Origin of the sequence: Streptomyces sp. NPDC002896, assembly GCF_040295225.1 — a bacterium.
Taxonomy (GTDB): Bacteria; Actinomycetota; Actinomycetes; order Streptomycetales; family Streptomycetaceae; genus Streptomyces.
The window spans coordinates 122,546-144,318 of sequence record NZ_JBEOVA010000017.1 but is presented as its reverse complement, the minus strand read 5'-3'; the positions used below and the strand labels follow the sequence as shown (position 1 = coordinate 144,318).

17 protein-coding genes and 1 pseudogene are annotated in these 21,773 nt (G+C 69.2%); 7 read left to right on the top strand and 11 right to left on the bottom strand.

Annotated features, from left to right (window positions below):
* Positions 1–45 precede the first annotated feature (45 nt).
* The 7 genes from ABT009_RS29000 to ABT009_RS28970 form a co-directional block, all read right to left on the bottom strand.
* Positions 46–1,797 carry an RICIN domain-containing protein gene (locus ABT009_RS29000; RefSeq protein ID WP_351301138.1) on the bottom strand — a complete coding sequence of 584 codons (1,752 nt, stop codon included), beginning with the start codon at positions 1,795–1,797 and terminating at the stop codon, positions 46–48.
* 94 nt (positions 1,798–1,891) lie between these two features.
* Complete coding sequence (locus tag ABT009_RS28995; protein ID WP_351301135.1) at positions 1,892–4,045, bottom strand: beta-galactosidase; 2,154 nt, start codon at positions 4,043–4,045, stop codon at positions 1,892–1,894.
* Between the two features lie 35 nt (positions 4,046–4,080).
* Positions 4,081–5,013 (bottom strand): carbohydrate ABC transporter permease, encoded by a 933-nt coding sequence (locus tag ABT009_RS28990; protein WP_351301133.1) that lies wholly within the window; start codon positions 5,011–5,013, stop codon positions 4,081–4,083.
* Positions 5,010–5,951: a carbohydrate ABC transporter permease gene (locus tag ABT009_RS28985; protein ID WP_502989979.1), complete on the bottom strand. Its 942-nt coding sequence runs from the start codon at positions 5,949–5,951 to the stop codon at positions 5,010–5,012. The genes ABT009_RS28990 and ABT009_RS28985 overlap by 4 nt, the downstream gene beginning before the upstream one ends.
* Before the next feature lies 1 nt (position 5,952).
* Positions 5,953–7,344, bottom strand: coding sequence for an ABC transporter substrate-binding protein (locus ABT009_RS28980; protein ID WP_351301130.1), 1,392 nt, complete (start codon positions 7,342–7,344; stop codon positions 5,953–5,955).
* A gap of 376 nt (positions 7,345–7,720) precedes the next feature.
* Complete coding sequence (locus ABT009_RS28975; protein WP_351301127.1) at positions 7,721–8,863, bottom strand: LacI family DNA-binding transcriptional regulator; 1,143 nt, start codon at positions 8,861–8,863, stop codon at positions 7,721–7,723.
* A gap of 627 nt (positions 8,864–9,490) precedes the next feature.
* Positions 9,491–9,952, bottom strand: a complete 462-nt coding sequence (locus ABT009_RS28970) for a MarR family winged helix-turn-helix transcriptional regulator (RefSeq protein WP_351301125.1) — start codon at positions 9,950–9,952, stop codon at positions 9,491–9,493.
* A gap of 80 nt (positions 9,953–10,032) precedes the next feature.
* Between ABT009_RS28970 and ABT009_RS28965 the strand changes: the two genes are divergently transcribed.
* Entirely contained in the window at positions 10,033–10,404 is a 372-nt protein-coding gene (locus ABT009_RS28965) for a VOC family protein (RefSeq protein ID WP_351301123.1), read from the top strand.
* A gap of 5 nt (positions 10,405–10,409) precedes the next feature.
* Positions 10,410–10,784: a hypothetical protein gene (locus ABT009_RS28960; protein WP_351301120.1), complete on the top strand. Its 375-nt coding sequence runs from the start codon at positions 10,410–10,412 to the stop codon at positions 10,782–10,784.
* Positions 10,785–10,793: 9 nt separating this feature from the next.
* Here the strand turns inward: ABT009_RS28960 and ABT009_RS28955 are convergent, their stop codons facing one another.
* The 3 genes from ABT009_RS28955 to ABT009_RS28945 all read right to left on the bottom strand — a co-directional run bounded on the left by ABT009_RS28955 (position 10,794) and on the right by ABT009_RS28945 (position 15,400).
* On the bottom strand, positions 10,794–12,611 hold the full coding sequence (locus tag ABT009_RS28955; protein ID WP_351301117.1) for a glycoside hydrolase family 15 protein: 1,818 nt from the start codon (positions 12,609–12,611) through the stop codon (positions 10,794–10,796).
* A gap of 95 nt (positions 12,612–12,706) precedes the next feature.
* The gene (locus ABT009_RS28950) at positions 12,707–14,293 is read right to left on the bottom strand and encodes a GMC oxidoreductase (protein WP_351301115.1); all 1,587 of its coding nucleotides are present in this window, start codon (positions 14,291–14,293) and stop codon (positions 12,707–12,709) included.
* 171 nt (positions 14,294–14,464) lie between these two features.
* Positions 14,465–15,400: a cyclase family protein gene (locus ABT009_RS28945; RefSeq protein ID WP_351301113.1), complete on the bottom strand. Its 936-nt coding sequence runs from the start codon at positions 15,398–15,400 to the stop codon at positions 14,465–14,467.
* A 163-nt stretch (positions 15,401–15,563) separates the two neighbouring features.
* Here ABT009_RS28945 and ABT009_RS28940 point away from each other — a divergent pair, with 163 nt between their 5' ends.
* Positions 15,564–16,526: a DUF389 domain-containing protein gene (locus ABT009_RS28940; RefSeq protein ID WP_351301110.1), complete on the top strand. Its 963-nt coding sequence runs from the start codon at positions 15,564–15,566 to the stop codon at positions 16,524–16,526.
* A gap of 34 nt (positions 16,527–16,560) precedes the next feature.
* Here the strand turns inward: ABT009_RS28940 and ABT009_RS28935 are convergent, their stop codons facing one another.
* Complete coding sequence (locus ABT009_RS28935) at positions 16,561–18,015, bottom strand: hypothetical protein (RefSeq protein ID WP_351301107.1); 1,455 nt, start codon at positions 18,013–18,015, stop codon at positions 16,561–16,563.
* Positions 18,016–18,363: 348 nt separating this feature from the next.
* On the opposite strand from ABT009_RS28935, the pseudogene ABT009_RS28930 reads away from it, so the two are divergent.
* The 4 genes and pseudogenes from ABT009_RS28930 to ABT009_RS47485 form a co-directional block, all read left to right on the top strand.
* Positions 18,364–18,806, top strand: a pseudogene (locus ABT009_RS28930) (cation:proton antiporter domain-containing protein); the annotation flags it as partial.
* 230 nt (positions 18,807–19,036) lie between these two features.
* A complete protein-coding gene (locus ABT009_RS28925) occupies positions 19,037–20,668 on the top strand; it encodes an IS200/IS605 family accessory protein TnpB-related protein (RefSeq protein WP_351301104.1) in 1,632 nt (543 codons plus the stop codon).
* 61 nt (positions 20,669–20,729) lie between these two features.
* Positions 20,730–21,512, top strand: a complete 783-nt coding sequence (locus ABT009_RS28920; RefSeq protein WP_502989978.1) for a cation:proton antiporter — start codon at positions 20,730–20,732, stop codon at positions 21,510–21,512.
* Positions 21,509–21,652, top strand: coding sequence for a hypothetical protein (locus ABT009_RS47485; RefSeq protein WP_502989977.1), 144 nt, complete (start codon positions 21,509–21,511; stop codon positions 21,650–21,652). Before ABT009_RS28920 ends, ABT009_RS47485 begins: the two co-directional genes overlap by 4 nt.
* Positions 21,653–21,773: the final 121 nt, after the last annotated feature.

The following is a 21,773-nucleotide window of genomic DNA, read 5'->3' as shown; positions in this document are numbered from 1 at the left end:
CCCACCCCACCTCGGATCAACGTCCAAGTCCTCGAAGTCCGGCGCCTACTTCACGAGCTTCCAATCCTGTGAGCCGTCCGCGACCTCGTTCTGCAAGGTGAGCGGCGCCCCGTCGGACGCGCCGGTCAAATACAGGTTCGTGTCCTTGACTGCCTGCAACTTGTAGAACCCGTCCTCGGTCTTGATGAGGTTCCAGCTACCAGTAGCGCTGTTGTCGACCCACTGGCCGATCCTCTGGCCGACCGTCGCGTTGCCCGTCCAGATGGCTGCCGCGCGACCGCCCGACTTGTTCAGCAGCGTCACGCCGCCGTTGGCCTCGGTCACCACGTGCCAGTACTGGGTGTCCTTGTTCGCCGCTGAGCCGGGGTCCTCCAGGACGACGTCAGGGACGTCCCCGTTGCCGATGTTCGCGTCGTTGGTCTTGTTTCCGGTGCCGATCACCTGGCCGGTCTTCCGGTTCACCAGACGGTAGTAGGCGCCGTCCGAGTGACCGAGATCGACCTCGGCGTACGCGAGCGTCGAGGTGCCCTGGTTCCGGAGTATCGCGATGCGGCCGGTGCCCTTGACGTACTGCAGGTTGCGGCTGTAGCCGGGCCCCAGGGGCGTCTGGTACTCCTTCCACACCCCGTCGCTGCGTCCGCTTTCGTTGACCCAGACGTTGCCGCTGCCGGCGGCGTTGTAGACCAGGCGCCCGTCGGGAAGCCGGATGACGACCGGACTGCCGCCTGTCGCGAGAGGACGGGAGCCTGCGTCGACCGGTAGCGAGGTGACGCCTTCGCCGGTGGGGGAGCCGCGGTAGAACTCCAGGGGGTTGTCGGCGATCCGGTACCTGGTGTTGGCTCCGCCGCCCCAGTACTCGTAGGTGAGGAGCCACTTGCCGTCCGTCGTCCGGACGACGTTGGTCATGCCGGGCCGCCCGCCTCCGATCTCCGTCTTGCCGCCTCCCATGTCCTGGGTCAGTCCCGCGAGGTCGATGACGGGGGAGCTCCAGTTCGTACTGCGGCCGTTCCAGGTCTTGTGGACGAGGATCTGGCCGTGCGAATCCGTGGCGGTGTCGTTGTCGGGGTCCAAGGTCGGGACGCCGGTGGCCGGATCGAAGCCGATGTAGTCGTTCTCGTCCGAGTAGAAGCAGACGAGCTTGCCCTTGTAGACCATCAGGTAGGGCTCCCAGAGGGGATCCACCTGCTTGTGCGTGTTCGCGTCGGAGACGTTCTGGCCGATCGCGCCCGCGCTGCCGCCCTGCCAGCCGCCGGTCGCGATGACGTTGACGACGTTCCACGTCACACCGTCGTCGGTACTGGAGAACAGGGCGATCGCCATGTCACTGCGGTCTCCGTCGTTGGACGGAGTCCAGTTCGGGTCGGCTGCCTTGTGCTCGCGGTAGTAGTGGTCGTCGCCGGACACGACGCTCGCGAGGAGCAGCGTGCCCTGCTTCAGGTTTCCGACGTCCTGCGGAAGCGCGTAGAGGTACGGGTTTGTCCAGTTGCTCGTGTACTTCGCGTACCGGGGATCGCTGGAGAGATACGCCGGGGCCTTGACCGCCGACAGCGGCTGCCACGTCGTTCCGTGGTCGTCGCTCTTGTAGACCGGCAGGGTCTCGCCGTCGGCGCTGCCCGTCTCCGGCACGACCGTGGCCTTCTCGAACGACGCGACCAGACGTCCGCTCGGCAGCTGTGCCGACTTCGGGTAGATAGCGCAGTTGCCCCGCCCCTTGAGACACGGTTCGCTTCCGAGCTGGTAGAGGATCCCGCCCGTCGGGTTGTATGCCTGCGCACTGGCCACGGGTACCACCAGCATCGCTGATACCCCGATGAAGGTTCCCAGTGCTTTTCCCAGTCTTCTTCTCTGCATAGCCCCTCCTTCGGGGATGGATCAGAAGCGGTTGCCTGCTTCAGCAGTTCGGGGTGCCGTCGGCGTCGGCCGCGACGAACACGCGTACGTCCCACGCTCCGAGCTCCAGCGCTGCTCCCGCGGGGAGGTGCGTGCCGTTCAGGGCGTCGGAGAGGCCCACCGGTGCGGGGACGGTCGCGGGCTGCCAGCTCCAGTTGTGGACGATGTGGACGCGGCGTCCGTCGGGTGAGGCGCCGGTCGTCGCGGTGACGGACGCCGGTAGGTCTCGCCAGGCGTCGTGTGCGGACGGCGTCAGCCACTCGGCCAGGGCCCGGGCGAGGTCGCGGCCGGGCACCGTGCCGACGCACGTGACCCGGCCCGCGCCGTGGCCGCGGGTGGTGACGGCGGGCCAGCGGCGGAAGTGCGGATGGTCGTACGTGACGAGTACGTCGGAGTCGGTGACCGTCAGGCCGTCCGCCCAGTGTGTCGCCGTCGCGCCCTCGGGTAGGTCGAGCGGTCCGCCGGACGCCGACCGCACGGGGACCTCTTGCACGAGGTTGCTGAATTCGTCGTAGGTGACGCCCGCAGCGTCGGTGAGACGTCCAGGGGCCGGTTCGTGCCGGGCCCGGGCCTCGTGGTCGGCGTAGCCGGTGCGCGGGCCGAGAACCAGGTGGCCTCCGGCGTGGGCGTAGGCCGCGAGCCAGTCGAGCGTCGAGTCGGCGGCCATGTACAGCGCCGGGACGACGAGGACGGGGTGGCGGCGGACGGCCTCCTCCGGGCTCAGGCCCTCCCGTTCCCCGTGCGGGTCGTGCAACTGGCGGGCGTGGACGATGCGCACCTGGCGGCCGGCGTCGAATGCGCCGCGGTAGAAGGGGTCGAAGATGCGGTGGTAGGCGGCGGCGTCCGGTTTGCCGTCGGGGGTAGCGAGCGGTGGGTACTTCTGCATCAGCCACTTGCTCGGCGTCGAGTAGACCATCGTGATGTCGGCGTCCGGTTCGAGCCCGGCGACGAGCGGACCGGCCGCTTCGAACTCGGCGCCGAGTCGGGCGAGTTCGGCGTACGTACGCCCGGGACGGCCGGTGTGGGGCAGGATTCCGCCCCAGTAGGTCTCCGCCCCGAAGTGCAGCGTGTGCCAGTGCCAGTACTCGATCATCCGGGCCCCGCGTGCGACGAGCGCCCAGGCGGCCTGCCGCCACTGGCCGTCGTAGGCGGGGCGGTTGTCCCAGGGGAGGCCGATGGAGCCGGCGTTGGTCTCGGTGACCAGGAACGGCGCCTGGCGGGATGAGAACATCCAGTCGGCGGTCTGGTACAGCGCCCACACGCCGGTGGTCTTCCAGTTCTGCTCGTGGCCGTCCGGTGTCGGGTCGGGCAACAGCAGGCCGTCCTGCATGTCGTAGTACGGGTTGCCCGAGGCGATGTCGAGACCGTCGGTCAGCTCGTCGTCCTCGACCGCCTGGCGCGTGTAGGAGATGCACGTGGTGACGAACTGCTCGGGGCGGGCGTACTCGCGGACGATGTCGGCCTGCCAGCCGATGAACTCGGTGACCTGGCGGGCCTGGAACGCGCGCCAGGCGACGTCGTACTGGGGCTGCGCGTTGCCGTCAGGGGTCCACAGGTCGGCCCAGGTCGACAGGCGGTGCGACCAGTAGACCAGGCCCCACTCGCGGTTGAGGGTCTCGACGTCGCCGTACGTGTCGCGCAGGTGGTCGACGAAGCGCTGGAAGACGCCGTGGTTGTGGAGGAGGTGCAGGCCCGGTTCGTTGTCGACCTGGAAGCCGATGACCGCGGGGTGGTCGGCGTATCGGGCGACGATCCTGCGGATGACCCGCTCGGCGTGGAAGCGGAAGGCGGGGTGGGTGAAGTCGGCCTCCTGGCGGGCGCCCCAGCCGATGCGCTCGCCGGTGTGCCGCTCGCCCGTGATCTCCGGGTACTGCCGGGCCAGCCACGGCGGGACCGCGTACGTCGGCGTCCCGAGGACGACGGAGATGCCCCGCTCGTGGGCGCCGTCGAGGACCGGCTGGAGCCAGTCGAGGTCGAAGACGTCGTTCTCCGGCTCCCAGGTCGACCAGACAGACTCGCCGACCCGGATGACGCTGACGTGGGCGTCGGCCATCAGGTCGAGGTCGGTCTTGAGGCGTTCGTCGGGCCGTTCGTAGGGCTGGTACTCGTGGTAGTACGCGGCGCCGAACAGGACGCGGGCAGGCAGAGCTGCCATGAAGGAACCTCCGAGGAAAGGGAAGAGGGGGAGGGCTATTGCTTGACGCCGCCGGTGGCCAGGCCGCTCTGCCAGTACCGCTGGAGCATCAGGAAGGCCACGACGAGCGGGACGATCGAGATCATGGAGCCGGTCACGACCAGCGCGAGCATGTCGCTGCTGGCGCCGGCTCCGCCGTTCTGTGCCTGCGCGGCCCAGGAGGAGAGGCCGACCGTGATCGGGTACAGGTCCGGGTTGTTGAGCATGATCAGCGGCAGGAAGTAGTTGTTCCAGGTCGCCACGAGTGTGAACAGCAGGACCGTCACCAGGCCGGGAGCCAGCAGCCTGAGCGCGATGCGGAAGAAGATCCGGGCTTCGCCGGCGCCGTCGATACGGGCGGCCTCCAGGATGCTGTCCGGGACGGCGTCCTGTGCGTAGATGCGCATGAGGTAGAGGCCGAACGGGTTGATGAGCGAGGGCAGGATGACGGCCCAGGGGGTGTTGACCAGGCCTGCCTTCGCGAAGAGCAGGTAGGTCGGGATGGCCAGGGCGGTGGTCGGGACCATGACGGCGCCGAGGACGAGGTTGAATGCGGCCCGGTCGCCGCGGAAGCGGAACTTGGCGAACCCGTATCCGCCGGCGGCCGCGAGCAGTGCGGCTCCGAGTGCGCTGACGACGGCGTACATCACCGTGTTGAGCAGCCAGTGCACGAAGACGCCGTCGTCCTGGGTGAAGGTCTCCTTGATGTTCGTCAGCAGCTGCGGGGCGTGCGAGAACCACAGGCCGAAGCTGTTGAACAGGTCTTGCGTGCTCTTGGTCGAGGCGATCAGCAGCCAGAACAGCGGCAGGAGGAAGTACGCCAGGGCGGCCAGCATGGCGATCGTCAGCGGGGTGCTGCGACGGGCCGCGCGTCGGCGCCTTCGCGGGGGAGTGGTGGCAACCGGCTCCGCCGCTGAAGTGATCACGGCCGTCGGAGTCGTCGTCGTCACGGGGTCCTCCTGCGGTTCGCGGTGAGCAGGACGGCGTAGGAGGCGATCACGGTGACGAGGCCGAGGAGGAAGGACACCGTGGCCGCGTAGTTGACCTGCTGGCCGGTGAAGGCGAGGGAGTAGGCGTAGAGGTTGGCGGTGTAGGAGCTGCTGATGACGTCCGGCGCGATCTTCATCAGCAGGTTCGGCTCGTTGAACAGCTGGAAGCTGCCGATCACCGAGAACAACAGGGTGAGCAGGATCGCCGGGCGCAGCGCCGGCAGTTTGACCGACCAGGCGATCCGCCAGGCGCCGGCCCCGTCCACCGCGGCTGCCTCGTACAGCTCCTGGGGGACGGTCCGCAGGGCGGCGTACAGGATGATCATGTTGTAGCCGACGAACTCCCAGGTCACGATGTTCGCCAGGCTGCCGAGCATCCAGCCTCCGCTGAGGAAGTCGGGGACCGGCAGGTCCAGCTTCCGGCTCAGCTGGGCGAACGGGCCGAAGTCCGGCCCGTACAGATAGCCCCACATGAGCGCGGCGACCACGCTCGGCACGGCGTACGGGACGAAGATGCCCAGCCGGATGACGCGCGTGAGGCGCAGCAGGCCGCTGTCGAGGGCGAGGGCGAACAGCAGCGCCAGGAGCAGCATCACGGGGACCTGGATCACGAAGAACAGCGCGACGCGTCCGACGCCGTGGACGAGTTGGGGGTCGCCCAGGGCCTGGACGTAGTTGTCGAGCCCGACGAACACCGTCCCGCCGACCAGGCGTTCCTGGAAGAGGCTGAGGTAGGCGGCGTAGCCGAGCGGGGTGAGGAAGAGCAGGACGAACAGCACCATGAACGGTGCGACGAACAGCGGCCCTGCCGACCGGTGACGGCGTATGCCGCCGCCCCGGAGGCGTGTAGGGCCGTCTCGGCGCCGGCCCTTGGGGGAGGCCGCGGTGGTGGCAGCCATCTCAACTCCCCTTGACGGTGAAGCCCTGCTTCTTGGCGTACGTGGTGAGCCGCGACTGCCATGTGCCGAGCGCGGCGACCGTGTCGGACTTGTCGGCGAGCGACTTGCCGACCGTCTCGGTCCAGTCGGTTGCCGCCTGGTCGAGGAACGGCGGCCACTGGAAGGAGGAGTTGACCGTGGAGCTGATGTCGGCGAAGACCTGGTTGACCTTCTGCCCGCCGTAGAACGACGGCGTGTCTCCGACGAACTCCGCGTCCGTGAGCAGGGCCTTGGTTGCCGGGAAGAAGAACTGTTCGGTGGCGAACATCTTCGCGCTGGCCGGGTCGCTGTTGAGGAACTGGGCGAACTTGGCTGCCGCGATGGGGTTCTTGGTCGACCTGATCACCGCGGTGGTCGAGCCGCCCCAGTTGCCCGAGCTGGGCTTGGCGGCGTCCCACTGGGGAAGCGGGGCCGCCCGCCACTTGCCCGCGGTGGCCTTGGCCGAGCCGGACAGGAAGACGGGTCCCCAGGCCGCGGTGATCCAGGTGGCGTACTTGCCCTTGTTGAGGGCGGCGTACCAGGCGTCGGTGAAGTCGGGCTCGACGCCGATGACCCCTTCCTTCGCGAGCCCGCCCCAGTACTCGCCGAGCTTTTTGGAGACGGCGTCGTCGACGCTGATGGTGATGTCGCTCTTGCCGGAGGTCACGTACGGTTTGGCGCCCGCCTGCCACAGCAGGCCGTGCCAGGCGGCGACCTGGTTGGCAGCGAGGTTGGTGAGGTAGACGTCGGGGTCGGCCTTGTGGAGTTTGCGTGCCGCGGCGGCGAACTCGTCCCAGGTCTTGGGTACTTCGATGCCGTGCTTGTCGAAGATGTCCTGCCGGTACAGCATGCCCATCGGGCCGGTGTCCTGCGGGATCGCCCAGATCTCGCCGTTGCTTCCGCTGACCTGGCCCCATGTCCAGTCGACGAACTTGTCCTTGAGCGCGGAGGCGCCGTACGGCCGCAGGTCCAACAGGCTGTCGGTGATCGTGAAGGTCGGGATGGCCTGGTACTCGATCTGCACCATGTCCGGCGCGCCGCTGCCGGCCTTCAGTGCCGTACGCAGCTTGGTGTACTGCGGGGTGCCCTGGCCGGCGTTGACGGCCTTGACCTTGATGGCCGGGTACTGCTTCTCGAAGAGCGCGATCTCCTTGGCGATGTTCGGGACCCAGGTCCAGAACGTCAGCTCGGTGGGCGTCTTCATCGCCTTGTCGATGTCGGCCTGGCTGACCGGCTTGGCCGAGGCGGAGGAACCGCCGGAGTCACCGCTGCCGCAAGCGGTGAGGGCGGCGCCGAGTGACAGTGCGCCCGTTGCGGTGAGGAACAGCCTGCGGCTCATCGGGGAAGGGCTGGGCATGGACGTGGATGTGGGCATGGTGAACTCCCGCCGGGGACGAAGACGATGGCACGCCTGGCGAGGGCGTGCGGTGGCGTGGTGGAGGAAAGGCGTGGACGCGACGACCGGGGCTTGAACGCCGACGTGGTCGAGGTGTGCGTCCTCGTGGACTGAGACCGGCCTACGTTCCACGTGCTGCGGAAGTGGAGGTCGCGGCCGTAGAGGGAGGGGTGGGGAATGGAGCAGAGGCAGGTGAGGACACCTGGCTCAGGGCCCGCTGCGTTCAGCGGAGTCCGGGCGTCGGCCGGTCAACCGGGTGGTGTGGAACGGCGGCTCGGGCGTGACCGGTACAGCGGCTCGTCCTTGGATCACGCGCTCGGCCATGAGTTCTGTTGCCTGGGTTGACGCGTGTTGTTCAGTGGTGGGTGGATGCGCCTCCGTTCGAGAGGGGCGGACTGTGCGTACCTCCGCGGGGACGGGAGGCGGTACGCCGTCCGCGAGCCGGGGTCGTCCGGTTCGGCGGGGGCGCGGTCGAGGTGCGGATGATGAGGTCGACCGGTGGGTCGCTCGACGGCAGGGGGTCTGCGGTCGGGTTCTCGATGGCGTGCACGAGACGCTTGAGTCCCTCCTGCGCCACGGCGTCGAACGGCTGCCGCACCGTGGTCAGGGGAGGAGTCACATAGGCGGCCACCGGAATGTCGTCGAAGCCGACGACGCTGACCTCATCCGGTACGCGCCGGCCGGCCTCCGCCAGTGCGCGGATCAGGCCGATCGCCATGTCGTCGTTGGCGGCGAAGACCGCGGTGACGTCACCGTCCTCGGCCAGTTCGCGTCCCGCCCTGTATCCGGAGGCGGCCGACCAGTCGCCCCCGACGACCGGCGGAACGTCCGTGCCGTGGGCGGTCAGCGTAGCCCGCCATCCCTCCAGCCGGTCCCGGGCGGCGTACCACCGCTGCGGACCGGCCAGGTGATGGACCGTCGCATGGCCGAGATTCAGCAGGTGCTCCGTCGCGGTCCGGGCCATCAGGTCGGCGCCGCCACCTGCGGTCAGCACCGTGGGTGCGGTGACGGGCGGCGGTGCGCCGAGGACGAGGACCGGCACGTCGACGCGGAGGGAGGCTTCTCCTTCGTCTGCCTGCTCGTCGATCGGTTCGGAGATGACGATGCCGTCCACGCCCTGGTCGAGGAGCGAGCCCACGGCACCTGCGATGCCCGCCGGATCGCCTTCCATCGTGTTGACCACACGGAGCGCGTAGCCCGTGTCCCGGACGACCCGCTCGACACCCATGAGCAGCGTGGCCGGACCGTACAGGGCGGTGCCCAGCGTCACCACACCGATGGAGCGGGTTCGTCCGGAGGCCAGCGCCCGGGCGGCGTTGTTGCGCCGGTAGCCGAGCTGTTCGGCGGCTTCGAGGACGCGTCGGCGCACCTCGGTGGAGACGTACGGCTCGTCATTGAGGACCCTCGACACCGTCTTCTGAGAGACCCCGGCCAGGCGGGCCACATCCACGCTGCGGGGCGCAGCGGAGCTCCCGCCCCGTCCTGTCCCTCGCGTCATGGTGTCTCCCCGGTGGCCGCACGATCGAGCCCAATGATGTCAGACGCCGTCTGTCTGACTGCGCTGTCATGACTGCGCGCTATGTCTGCGCAGTCATATGGCTATGTCTACGCAGTCATAAGGTCGGCGTCAAGGGTTCGGAACGCACCCGTGACAACAGCCGAGGCGGGGCGCCGGGTCCGCGGCGGCCTATGTCGGAGCTCGTTGTCCGCTGGAGGCGGGTCGGGGAAAAGTCAGGCGGGGCGTCTTCCGTGCCAGGCGTAGAGCCCGACCAAGGACTTGGCAGCTTGCTCTCTGTCAGGGGGTGGTCCTGGGGAGGAGTCGACGGACAAGGCGAGCCGCTCGGGCCGGGACGGGGCTCGCAGGGCACGAATGGGTCGAAGGTCAGACAACCGTCGGGGGAGGCCTACGCCCAGAGAATCCCGGTCGCCTGGTGGTGCAGTCGCGGCCCTGCGCTGGCGCCGACCCGGTAGAGGGTGCCTAGGACAGCCAAGTCGTGCGCCGACATCCACAGCCCTCCGCCCCGATGCGTGTCTCCGGACCGCGATCGGCATGGACCGGCCGTGGGTGTGGGCGATCGAGTTGGTGTAACCGTGCCGCGACCAGGTGGTCGACGCGCCCAGCGGGTTATCCGCCGAGGGCCGCCGCCATGCGGTCGAGGTCGGCTAGGAGGGCGGCCAGGCGCCGCTGCGGGATCGCGTCGACCATGTGCCGTTCGATGGCGTAGACGGCGGACCGGGCTGCGTCGAGACGGCGACGGCCGTCTGCGGTGAGGTGGGCGGGAAGGGCGCGGCCGTGGTCGGTGGTGGCGGGACGGGAGATCAGGTCCGCGTCCTGGAGACCGCGGAGGACGACGTTCATGGACTGTCGTGTGACGAATGCGCCGCGGGCGAGTTCGGCGTTTGACAGGCCGGGCTGCTGGTCGAGGAGTTCGAGGCATGCATACTGCGGCACCGTCAGGCCGTGCTCGCGCAGCGCTTTGTCCATAGCGCCGCGCAGCGCCGCAGCGGAGCGTTTGAGGCGGTATCCCACGTGCTCGGTGACGTCCTGAGCGGGATGGGGCAGTTCCACGGGCTTCCGGTCTTCCATGTCAGGATTTTGACATAGGTAGGCGCCGTGCGTACGGTCACGCATGTCAAAGTCCTGACATCAAGGAATTGAGGACGACCATGAGTGTCACCGTCGACGGCCCTGACTTCATCGCTCTGCAGGTACGCGATGTGGAGGCGGCCGCCGCGTTCTTCGAGAAGCACCTCGGACTGCGGCGGGCACCGGCCTCGCCTCTCCACGCAGTGGTGTTCGCCACCGAACCGATCCCGTTCGCCGTCCGAGAGCCGCTGCCTGGCGTGGATCTCGACGCCGCGGCCCGGCCCGGTCTCGGGGTGGCCCTGTGGTTCCGCACCACTGACGCCCAGGAGCTGCACGATCAGCTCGCCGCCGCCGGGGTCCCCATCATCAGCCCGCCCAAGGACAGCCCCTTCGGCCGCACGTTCACTTTCACCGGCCCCGAGGGCTACGCCATCACGGCGCACGGAGGCTGACGACCGTGACCGCCGTCGCCATCACCCCACGCGGCCCCTTCTCGCTCGCGGCGAGTGCGCGGTTCCTGGAAGGCTTCACCCCGACGGGCTATCACCAGGCGCCGGACGGGATAGTCCGCCTGGCCCTTCCCGCCGACGACGGCCACTCGACGGTCGCCGCCGCGGTGTGGCAGGAGGAGACGGCAGACGGCATCGCTGGCAGGGTGCGGGCCGAGTTCACGGTCCACCCCGGCGACGCGGTCTCGCCCCCGGCGGACCCTGTGTCCGCCCGGGGCGAGACCGGCGACGCCGTCCGGGCCCAACTCATCCGCATCCTCTCGCTCGATATCGACGGCAGCGGATTCCCCGCACTCGCCACCGTCGATCCCGTGGTGGAGTGATTCCCACGTTCAGAGCCGGAGCCGGTCGAGTGCCTCGTCCAGCGTCGTCGCGGCCATGATGAGCGAGAGGTGGGTGAACGCCTGGGGGAAGTTGCCGAGTTGCTCCCCGCTGGGGCCGACCTCTTCGGCGAACAGGCCGACATGGTTGGCGTACATGTGCATCTTCTCGAAGGTGTAGCGGGCCTGGCGGAGGCGTCCCGCCCGGGCCAGTGCGTCGACGTAAAGGAACGTGCACAGGCTGAATGTCCCTTCGCAGCCGCGCAGTCCGTCGGGGGAGGCCTTGGGGTCGTAGCGGTAGACCAGGCTGTCGGAGACGAGGACGCGGTCCATGGCATCCAGCGTGGACAGCCAGCCGGGACTCTTGGAGGCCATGAATCCGACGCGGGGGACGAGCAGCAACGAGGCGTCCAGGACATCGCTGCCGTAGTGCTGGACCAGGGCCTGCTCCTTCTCGTTCCAGCCCCGATCCATGACCTGTTCGAGGATGGCGTCGCGGGTCTCGGTCCAGCGGGCGATGTCGGCCGGCCTGCTGAACTCGGCTGCCAGCTTCAGACCGCAGTCGAAGGCGGCCCAGCACATCACGCGGCTGTAGGTGAAGTCGTTGCGTCCGCCCCGGGTCTCCCAGATGCCCTCGTCGGGCCGGTCCCAGGAGTCGACGAGCCAGTCCAGGGTGGAGGCGAGGCCCTTCCAGCCGTGATAGCCCATCTGCTCGCCGACCTCGCGCCCCTCGGCCAGGGCGTAGAGCGCCTCGCCGTAGATGTCGAGTTGCAGCTGGTCGGAGGCGGCGTTACCGGCCCGTACCGGCGATGAGCCGCGGTAGCCCTCGAAGTGCTCCAGGATCTCCTCCGTCAGATGAGGGTCGCCGTCGACGCGGTACATGATCTGGAGAGGCTCGCCGTCCGGTCCCTCGTGGGCGTGCAGGCGGTCGCCGAGCCATCGGGTGAAGCGGGTCGCCTCCTCGACGAAGCCGAGGTCGAGCAGCGCCCGCACCGACAGGGATCCGTCCCGCACCCAGGTGTACCGGTAGTCCCAGTTGCGCTCACCGCCGACCTGCTCGGGCAGGCCCATGGTGGCGGCGGCGACCGGCGCGCCCGTGGGGGCGTAGGTGAGGAGCTTGAGAGTGATGGCGGAGCGGTGCACCATGTCCGGCCAGCGGCCGCGGTAGTGTGAGGTGCGCACCCACTTCTGCCAGAAGTTGATGTTCTCCCACAGTTCTTCGGCGATATCCCCGGTCGTGGGCGGCTCCGGTGCCTCCCCGCCCGGCTCACAAACGGTGAACACCACGCCCGCCGTCTCACCGGCGTTGAGCGTGATCGCGCCCCGGACGTCCTGCCCGTCCCGATCGAGCGGGATCATGCCCTGAAGGTATGCGGTCGTCCCCGGGGCCCTGAACGTCGCCGCGTGGCGCGTCACGTCGAGTTCGTGCGTCGCCCGCCCGTAGTCGAACCGCGGCCGGCACTCGAGATCGAAACGCACGGTGCCGCGCACCGCTCGTACGACACGCACCAGGCGGTGCCGGTCCGTCGCCGCCAGGCCTTCGTGGACCGGCATCCAGTCGATGATCTCGCCGACTCCGTCCGGGGACATGAAGCGGGTCACCACGACGGCGGTGTCCGGGTAGTAGAGCTGCCTCCAGGTCCCCTCGGGGTGCTCGGGTGCGAGGAGGAAATGGCCGCCGCTGTCGTGGTCGAGCAGGGCGGCGAAGACACTGGGCGAGTCGAAGCGCGGTGCCGCGAACCAGTCGATCACTCCGTGGGACGACACCAGAGCCGCGGTCTGCAGGTCCCCGATGAGTCCGTGGTCGGCGATGGGCGGGTAGCGGTCCATGATGGTCTCCTTCTCAGGCCGCTTCGGCGGTCACCCGCCCCGCACCTTGGCGCTGAACCCGTTCGGCCCGCGATTACCGGCCGGGTGGTGGGCGGTCATCGCAGTCGTGCCGCGATGTGGTCGCCGACCCGCAGGGCGTTGGCGATGGCGGTCAGTGAGGGATTGACCGCCCCGATGCTCGGAAAGAAGCTCGTGTCGACGACGTACAGGTTGTCGAGGTCGTGGGCCTTGCAGTTGACGTCGAGGGCGGAGCCGGCGGGGTCGTGGCCGAAGCGGACCGTGCCCGCCTGATGCGCGGTGGCGCCGATGGGCATGCCCTTGTGCAGGTAGATGCTGTGCGGCAGGAGATGGTGCTCGTGCATGCCCAGGTGGCCGAGCAGGCCCTGCAGTTTGTGCCGCAGGCGCATCAGCCCGGCGATGTTGTTCTTCTCGTCGAGGGCCAGGTGGATGCCGCCGTCCCGGTCCAGGGTGACGCGGTTGTCGGCGACGGGCAGATCCTCGCCGCACAGCCAGAAGTCGACCGCGTGGTGGGCGAGTACCTCGAAAGGCATGTCGGGAGCGGCGGCACCGGCCCAGCGGGGTGCTTCGCCGTGGATCTGCTCGGAGTCGGACTTGCCCAGCATCTGGATGCCGCCGAGGGGGTAGTCCCAGTCGTCGGATCCCAGGTACCAGTCGTTCAGCGCCAGCGTCTTCTGGAACTTGGTGTCGTTCGGTTCCCTGGACACCGCCATCAGGGCCAGGTTGTTGTGCCGCATATAGTGCCGGCCCACGACGTCCGAGCTGTTGGCCAGGCCCTGCGGATGCCGGTCGTTCGCCGAACGCAGAAGCAGGACAGCGGAGTTGACGGCCCCGCAGGCGACGACCACGATGTCCGCGCTGTACGCCACGGTTGAACCGTCCTCATCCCCCAGGGTCGCCACGACCGAGGTGACACTCCGGCCGGTCGCATCCGTTTCGAGGCGCCGCACATCGGCATTGGTGATCATCTCGACGTTGGCGTGTTCGAGGGCCGGGTCGACGCAGATGACCTGTGCGTCGGATTTCGCGCCGACCAGGCAGGGGAAGCCGTCGACGCGGTCGCAGCGGATGCAGACGCTGGCGTGCGTGGCCCTGCCCCGGTCGTCCTGGGTGAGGTTCACCCCGATCGGGAGGTGGAAGGGGTGCAGCCCCTGCTTCTCCAGGTCGTGGCTGAGTTGCTGGATGCGTGGCTCGTGCTGGACCGGCGGATAGGCATACTGAGCGCTGGTCGGTCCCTCGGTGGGGTCCTCGCCGTGCCGGCCGTGGACGAGGTACAGGTGTTCGGCCTGCGTGTAGTACGGCTCGAGTTCCTCGTAGCTCAGCGGCCAGGCGGGGGAGACGCCGTCGTGGTGGCGGACTTCCCCGAAGTCCTCGGGGCGCATACGGAACAGTGCGGCGCCGTAGAACTTGGTGTTGCCGCCCACGTAGTAATTGACCTCGGGCGGGAACTGGTTTCCGTGCTTGTCGTACCAGAACTCCGGAGCGCGGTATTTCCCCTTGACGAAGACCGCGGTGGAATCCCAGTTGTCGCGTTCGCGGGGGAGGTAGTCACCCCGTTCGAGAAGGAGGATTCTTTTCCCCGTGGAGGCCAGTCGGTGAGCGAGGGTGCCACCGCCCGCCCCAGTGCCGATGACGATGACGTCGTAGTGCCGCGCGTCGGTCATTCCGCCCACCGCCCTCGGAGCATGCTCCGGTCCTGCCGGGGGAATTGGAACATTCGGTCTCGATTTACAAAGTATCTCCGGGGGGTGTCTCCGGCGAGTCGGGCGGGGCGACACGCGGCGCCACCTGGGGTTACCGCGCGTCGGACGGCCCGACAGCAGGGCTTGCGGTCGTCACAGGATCGCGAGGGGATTGACGGGGGAGCCGGTGGCCGCCGGCAGCCGGAGAGGCGCGATCACGCACAGGAACGACCAGCGCCCTTCCTCTGCGCAGACCGGCGCGAGGTCCTCGAACTGCAGGTAGTCGAGCAGATGCAGTCCCATCGCATGGACGGCCAGCACATGCACCGGGAAGGCGACACCCGGCACCGCGCTGGGGGCCGTGTCGTTGTTGCCGTCGCTGCCGAGTACGGCCACCTCCCGCTCGGCCAGGAACTCCATGGCGGTCGGATGGAGCCCGGCACGCGCATCGGCCGTATCCCACGGGCCGAGTTCCTGGCGGCGCCGCCGGTGCCCCACCCGTATGAGGAGGATGTCGCCCCGGCCGACCCGGAGCCCCTGCTGTGCCTCGGCAGCGGCCAGGTCCTCGGCGGTCACGTGCGATCCCGGCTCGAGCCAGGGGACGCCGTGCAGCCGCGGGATGTCGAGGAGGACGCCGCGTCCGGCGATGCCGTCGCGGGCAAGGTCGATGGACAGGGCGCTCGCTCCGTCCGGTGACAGGGCGGCAGCCGCCGGTAGTCCACCGTGCAGTGTGCCGTCGTAGATGACGTGGCACAGCGCGTCGATGTGGCTGTTCACGTCGCCGTGAACGTTCATGGCGAAGCGGTCCCGGGCGAACTCCAGGCCGCTCAAGCCCGGTTCGCCGCCGGCCGGAGCGGTCAGCCGGTGTTCGGCCGGATCGGCGTCGTCCGGTGCGGTACGGGTGTTCACGGGGGAGGCGAGTGTCACGGTGCGTCCCGACCGGACCTCGCGGGCGGCCGCCAGCACCTGTTCGTGGGTGATGGTGTCCAGGGCGCCCCGGGGTGTGACGCCGCCGGGGGCCGTGCTGCGCAGGCGTTGGCAGAGCGACCGGAAGTCGGCCTCGCTCAGCAGCTGGTCGGGCGTCCCCATGCACCCACCATCCGGCAGGCGGCGCATTCCCGCGCGCCGGGGAGACGCCCATGGGCCGCGCGGCCGAAGCCGCGTTGCCGGGCTCGAAGACCGCCACGTTAATTAAGGAACGGCCTGTTCGGGACCGCAAGCCCGCGCACCGCACCGACACGCGGAGGATCGGATGGACATGATCCATGTCCGAGCGGTGTGCCCGCCGGACCTCACGGAACGGACCATGGCCCTGCTGAGCGCCGAGCGGTGCGTCCTGAACCTGCTCCTGCAGCCCGGCAGCGTACGCAATCCCGACGGCGACGCCATCGAGTGCGACGTCCTGACCGGGGCCGCGAGCGAGGTGCTGCGCGGCCTGCGGGACCTCGGACTCGAACGCCGTGGCTCCATCATCCTCGATCCGGTCGACACGGCGTTCTCGGAACGTGCGGCCCGGACCGGAGCCGAAGAACTCGGGGCCCGGCTGCACGCGCCGGTGTGGGAGCAGGTGGAGGCCTGGATCCGGGCCGAGGGCAGGTACCCTCCGAGCTTCTACCTCTTCCTGGTCATCGCCGGAGTCATCGCGGCGGTGGGCATCATCACCAACTCCCAGATCCTCATCGTCGCGGCGATGGTGGTCGGACCCGAGTACGGGGCCATCACCAGCGTCGCGCTCGGCATCGACCACCGTTCTGGGGAGAGAATCCAGCGGGGGCTCACAGCCCTGCTCGTGGGCTTCCTGATGGCCGTTGTTGCGACCTTCCTCTTCGGCCTCCTCGTCCGGGTCTTCGGGCTTCAGTCGAAGGCCTTCGAGCTGGGGCTGAGGCCCGTCTCTCATCTGATCGACACACCCAATTTCTTCTCGGCCGTGGTGGCGGTGCTGGCCGGGATCGTCGGCATCGTCTCCCTGACCGAGGCCAAGAAGGCCGCACTGATCGGCGTCTTCATCTCGGTCACCACGATTCCGGCGGCGGCCGACATCGGGGTCTCCGCCGCGTTCGGCAGCTGGGACGAGGCCTGGGGTTCCCTGCTCCAGCTCCTGCTCAACATCGTCGTACTGATCGCGGTCGGGACCGGCACGCTCAAGTGCCAGCGGGCGATCTGGCGGCGCGTCAGCGTACGCCGGCGCGAGCGCGCGGTCCACCGGAGCGCGTAGGACCGAGGGCACCGGCCGGCCGGGCCCGCCGCCCTCACGTCCGGGCGGTGCCGGGCGCGGCCGGCGCGCCGCTGCCTGCGCCACCCTGCGCGCGGTCACCGCCACCGGGCGCGCCGTCACCTGCGCCACCCCGCGCCGCGTCGTCTGCGCCACCCGGCGCGAAGTCCAGGAACTCGCGGATCGCGAAGGCCACCAGCACGATCACCACCGTCCACACCACGACCATCGTGGTCGGGTAGTCCCAGGTGAACAGGACGATCGCGGCGACCACCAGGATCACGACGCCGATCCAGCGCTTGAAGCGGTGCACGAACCGGCCGACCGCACTCAGCGGGAGCCCCGCCGAGACGGCCACGTCGCGGACGGCGCCGATGCCCCTGCGGCAGACCGTACGGGTGAGGACGGCCGCCCGGGACGGGCCGACGACGAAGGCGCCGACGGCCGTCACGAGGGCGAGCGCGCCGACTGCCCGCACGCTTGCGCGCAGGAACCTGACCAGCGCGTCGAACACTGCACCCGCGGCGGCGCCGGACACCCCGGCGGGCAGACGGTCGAGGTAGATCGCCCGGAAAACGGCGAGCGAGATGCCGAGCAGCAGCATGGCGGCGAACACTCCCACCGCGGCCCAGAACAGGGCCCGGCGGCGGTTGACGGCCAGGAACACGCCCGCCGCGGCGATCAGCACGGCGACGATGGGAAGCCAGTTCCCGAGGATCTGCAGCACCCTCAGATACGTTTTGATCTCGCCGATCTCGTCGGATGTGAACACCACGAAGTTTGTGTGGACGGTCGGGATCTTCGCGGCTGGCGAGAAGCCGGCACTGACCAGTTCGTCCTTGACCTTGGCCACGATCGGTCCCACGTCGATGGCGACCTGGTTGTTCTCCAGGGACACCGCACCGCCGCCCTTGCCCGTGAGGGCCTTGTCCAAAGAGCTGTGGACCGCGCGGTTCGCGTCCACCCAGACGGTGTCGAAGGCGTTGCTGGAGACCACCCGCTCGACGGTGCTACTGACCAGGTTCTTCAGGCCGCTGTTGATCGGGCCGCTCAGGCCGCCGAGCAGCTTGGCCAGCTCCGGCGGGACACCCTCCTTCTCCGCCTCCTGACTCAGCTGCTTGACCAGCGCGTCCACGTCGATCTGCGCCAAGACCTCGGTGGTGACCCGGTCGGTGACCGCCTTCTGCACATCCGGGTTGCTCGCCAGCGGCGCCACAGTGGCGACGTAGCGGTCCGTGTCCCGCACGATGCTGTTCGCCCAGACCGCGACGACGGCCAGCAGTGACAGCAGCGAGGCAAGGACGATCAGCAGGACCGAGCCCAGCGGCCGCAGCCAGTGCCGCGCCGCCCGCGGCGGCCCGGCGCCCTCCAAGGCGCTCACCCGGTGCCGCAGCTCGTCCAGTTCGCCGCGTTCCCGCGCCGGGGGCTGCTCACCTCCGGACGCGCCTCCAGGGCGTTTCTCCGGCTCCGGCGGGGGCGTGCTGCTGGCCATGCGCTCTCCTTCGTCAGCACGGCTTCCGTCAGCACGGCTTCGTCAGCACGGCGCCGCCTCAAGGCAGGTCGTCTCCCCGTACCAGGAGATCCGTGCCGTACCGATCCCGCGACCTGGGCGGGTTCGGCGGGTGACTACTGCACCGAAATGCGGCGTAACAAAATGCGGCGGAATTCGTCCGATGGTGCAATGGCAGTCGGGGGACCGCGGCCTCATGCGGACCTGATGTACACCCGGAAAGCAACACCCGGAAAGAAATGACGATGCGGTAGCTCCACGACGGGGCCTGACCCGTCCGGGTGCCCTGCGGCCACCGGCAGTCGGCGTCCCGGTACAGGAGGCGTCGCGGTGACGCATGACCAGGTGCTCGTGGGGCTCGGCCTGATCGTCGTCCTGGCCGTCGGCTCCCAGGTCGTGGCGAGCCGTCTGCACATCCCCGCGCTGATCGTTCTGCTGCCGGTCGGATTCACCGCCGGCGCGCTGACGGACTACGTCAACCCGGAGCGGCTTCTGGGCGACGCCTTCTCCCCCCTGGTCTCGCTGGCTGTCGCGGTGATCCTCTACGACGCGGGGCTGGGCCTGGACCTGAAGAGGTTCAGAGCGCACACGCGCCGGGTCGTGGTGCGGTTGGTCTGGTTCGGCGTGCTGTTCACAGGGGCCTCGACGGCGCTTCTCGCCGTGCCGTCGGGATGTCATGGGGCGCGGCCGTGATGCTCGGAGCGATCCTCGTCGTGTCCGGCCCCACCGTCGTCGACCCGTTGCTCAATTTCGTGCGTCCCACCGAGCGGTTGTAGCGGATCGTCGTCTGGGAGGGGTTGGGAACTGCTGCCGGTGTGCTGAGCTTTGGTGAGTGTGAGTGAGCGCCGGGCAGGCCGTTGCGGGACTGGTTTCGTAGTCTGGCCACGCGTCGGAGGCTGCTTTCCTGGCCGAGGGAACAGAGGTTCTTGGGTCGAATGAGTGACCTTCGCCGGTGGTGGTCGTTGATTGTCGTGACGGGACTTTCGGGCCGGGGGGTGAAGGGGTGGGCTGGGTGCGGGAGCTGGCGGCGCCCTTCGTGGTGCCGGGGCCTGCGGGCGTAGCCATCCGGGACCGACTGCATGTCTGCGACAGAGACGCGGCCGTGCTGCGTGAGGTCGGCGCCTTCCTCGGCTCGCTCGCCGCCGGTGATCTCGCCCAGCGCAGCCGACAGGGCCTGGCGGATGATGCCGCCACCTGGGCGGTGCGCAAGAGGGAGCTGACCGGTCGCTCGTCATCGCGCTGGGCGGGCAGTATCACCAAGGCCACCCATGACCAGTGGGCGCTGGCCCGGCGCGCACAGGCCACGCATGTCGCCTGCCTACGTGCGCAGATCGCACAGATCGAGGCCCGGTTGACCCGGCCGCTGGGTGCCAAGGCCGACAAGCGCGCGTCACTGCCGAAAGGCTATGCCTCGCGGCGCGAATGGCACGCAAAGTCCCGGCGCCTGCACACCCTCCAATACCGGCTGGCGGGGGTGGAGGCGGACTGGAATGCGGGCCGGGTGCGCGTGGTGCGTGGCGGCCGCCATCTCGCTAACACCCGGCACCACCTGGACGACGCCGGGCTGGGCGAGGAGGCGTGGAGAGCCCGGTGGGAGGCGGCCCGGATGTTCCTGGCCGCGGACGGGGAGTCCGGCAAGCGCTTGGGCAACGAGACCATCCGCGTCACCGAGAGCGGACAGGTCTCCATCAAACTCCCGACGGAACTCGCTCACTTGGCCAACGCGGCGCACGGCCGGTACGTGCTGGGGGCGACGGTGACCTTCAAGCATCGTGGCGAGGAGTGGCGGGACCGAATCGTCGCGGACCGTGCGGTGGCGTACCGGATTCACCACGACGCTGTACGGGGGCGCTGGTATGTGACGGCGTCCTGGCAGCGCACCGCCGCCCCCAGCCTGCCCCTTCCCACCGCTCTGGCGCGTGGCACGGTCGGGGTCGACATGAACGACGACCACCTGGCAGCCTGGCGCCTCGACCAGCACGGCAACCCTGTCGGTGAGCCGCAGCGCTTCTTCTATGACCTGTCCGGCAATGCCACGCACCGGGACGCGCAGATCCGGCATGCCCTGACCCGACTGCTGCACTACACGCGCGCCTGTGGCGTCGCCGCGATCGCCATCGAGGACCTCGACTTCGCCGAGAGTAAGACCCGGGAGAAGTACGGCCGCAACAAGCGGTTCCGGCGCCTGATCTCCCGCTTCCCGACCGCGAAACTCAAAGCGCGGCTGGTGTCGATGGCCGCCGAGCAGGACGTGGCGATTGTCGCGGTCGACCCCGCTTACACCAGCCGGTGGGGTGCTCAGCACTGGCAGAAACCGCTGGCCACCCCACGACGTGAGACGACCCGGCACGATGCGGCGAGCATCGCGGTCGGGCGACGCGCCCAGGGCTTTCCGATCAGGCGACGGACGGCGCCGCCCCCACCGCACCAGAGCGATGCGGTGGGGCATCGGACCGCCCAGGCCCGACCGGGCACCCCAGGGCGTGAGGAACCCTGCCCGCCTACTACGGACCGTGCACCCGGAGTGCCGTCGCCGAGCAGGACGCGAAAGCGGGGAACCAGCCGGGCATCCAACACCGTTCGGGATGCGCGCAGTGACCAGGTATGGGTCCAAGACTCACTCCTGCTCACTTAAATGGAACGGTCGCTCATCGATCCGGTGGGCGGCATTCCTGGGAGCGCTCGTGTTTCACGGCGTGGTGACCTCAGGACGCAGCGGCCTCGAACGTCAGGTCGCGTACTTCGCGATCAGTGCGGCGGTGGGTCTGGCGGGCGGTCTCGTCGGAGCGGCCGTACTGACACTGGTGCTGCGCAGGCTGCGACTCGGAGAGGTGCTCGGCATCACGGTGCAGCTCGCCGTGGTGGTCGGTGTGGCGGCCGGCTGCGACATTGTCCGGGACGACACCGGACTCATCGCGGCCGTCCTGATGGGGCTGGCGGTGGCGAACCTGCCGGGCACGGGCGTCAGCGCACAACGACCGTTCTTCGTGACCCTCGTGAACCTGGTCATCGGACTGCTGTTCATCTCCATCTCGGCCACCATCACCCCCCACTCCCTGGTATACCTGCTGCTGCCGACGCTGGGTCTCGTGGCGGTTCTCGTGCTGCTGATCAGGCCACTTGTGGCGGCCGGGGCGACGTTGCGGACCGATCTGACGGCCGGGGAACGGGGTTTCAGCGGGTGGATGGCGCCACGCGGCATCGTCGCCGCGGCCACCGCGTCGACGTTCTCGGCCGCCTTGGTCGACCGCGGGATCGGCGGCGCTTCGAGGATCCTGCCGACCACGTTCCTGGTGATCGTGGCCACCGTCACGGTGTACGGACTGACCGCGGCACCCGTGGCGAGACGGCTGGGCGTGGTGCGCTCGGTGCGTTCCAGGCCGTTGCTCGTGGGCGGGGATCCGTGGGTGGTCGACCTGGGACGGGCCCTGCGATCGGTGGGTTGGAGCGCCGCTACGCCCGAGGCGCCCGCGTCGTGACGCATCGCGTCGACGGCCCCATCCCGGCCGGCCACCGGATGCTGTTCCTGGTGCGCGGCGACGGCCGACTCCTCCCCGTCACCCGTACCGGCGGCCCGACGCCGCAGACCGGAGACATCGCCGTACTTCTGAGCGCCTGATCCGATTCCTGAGTGCCTGACCCGTCAGTGCGCCGGGCGCTCGCCGTCACGCGCGAGGGCGGCCCGCGCCCGGGTGAGAGGGGCGGAAAGCCCGGACGTGGCATCGACGGTCGTGCTGGGC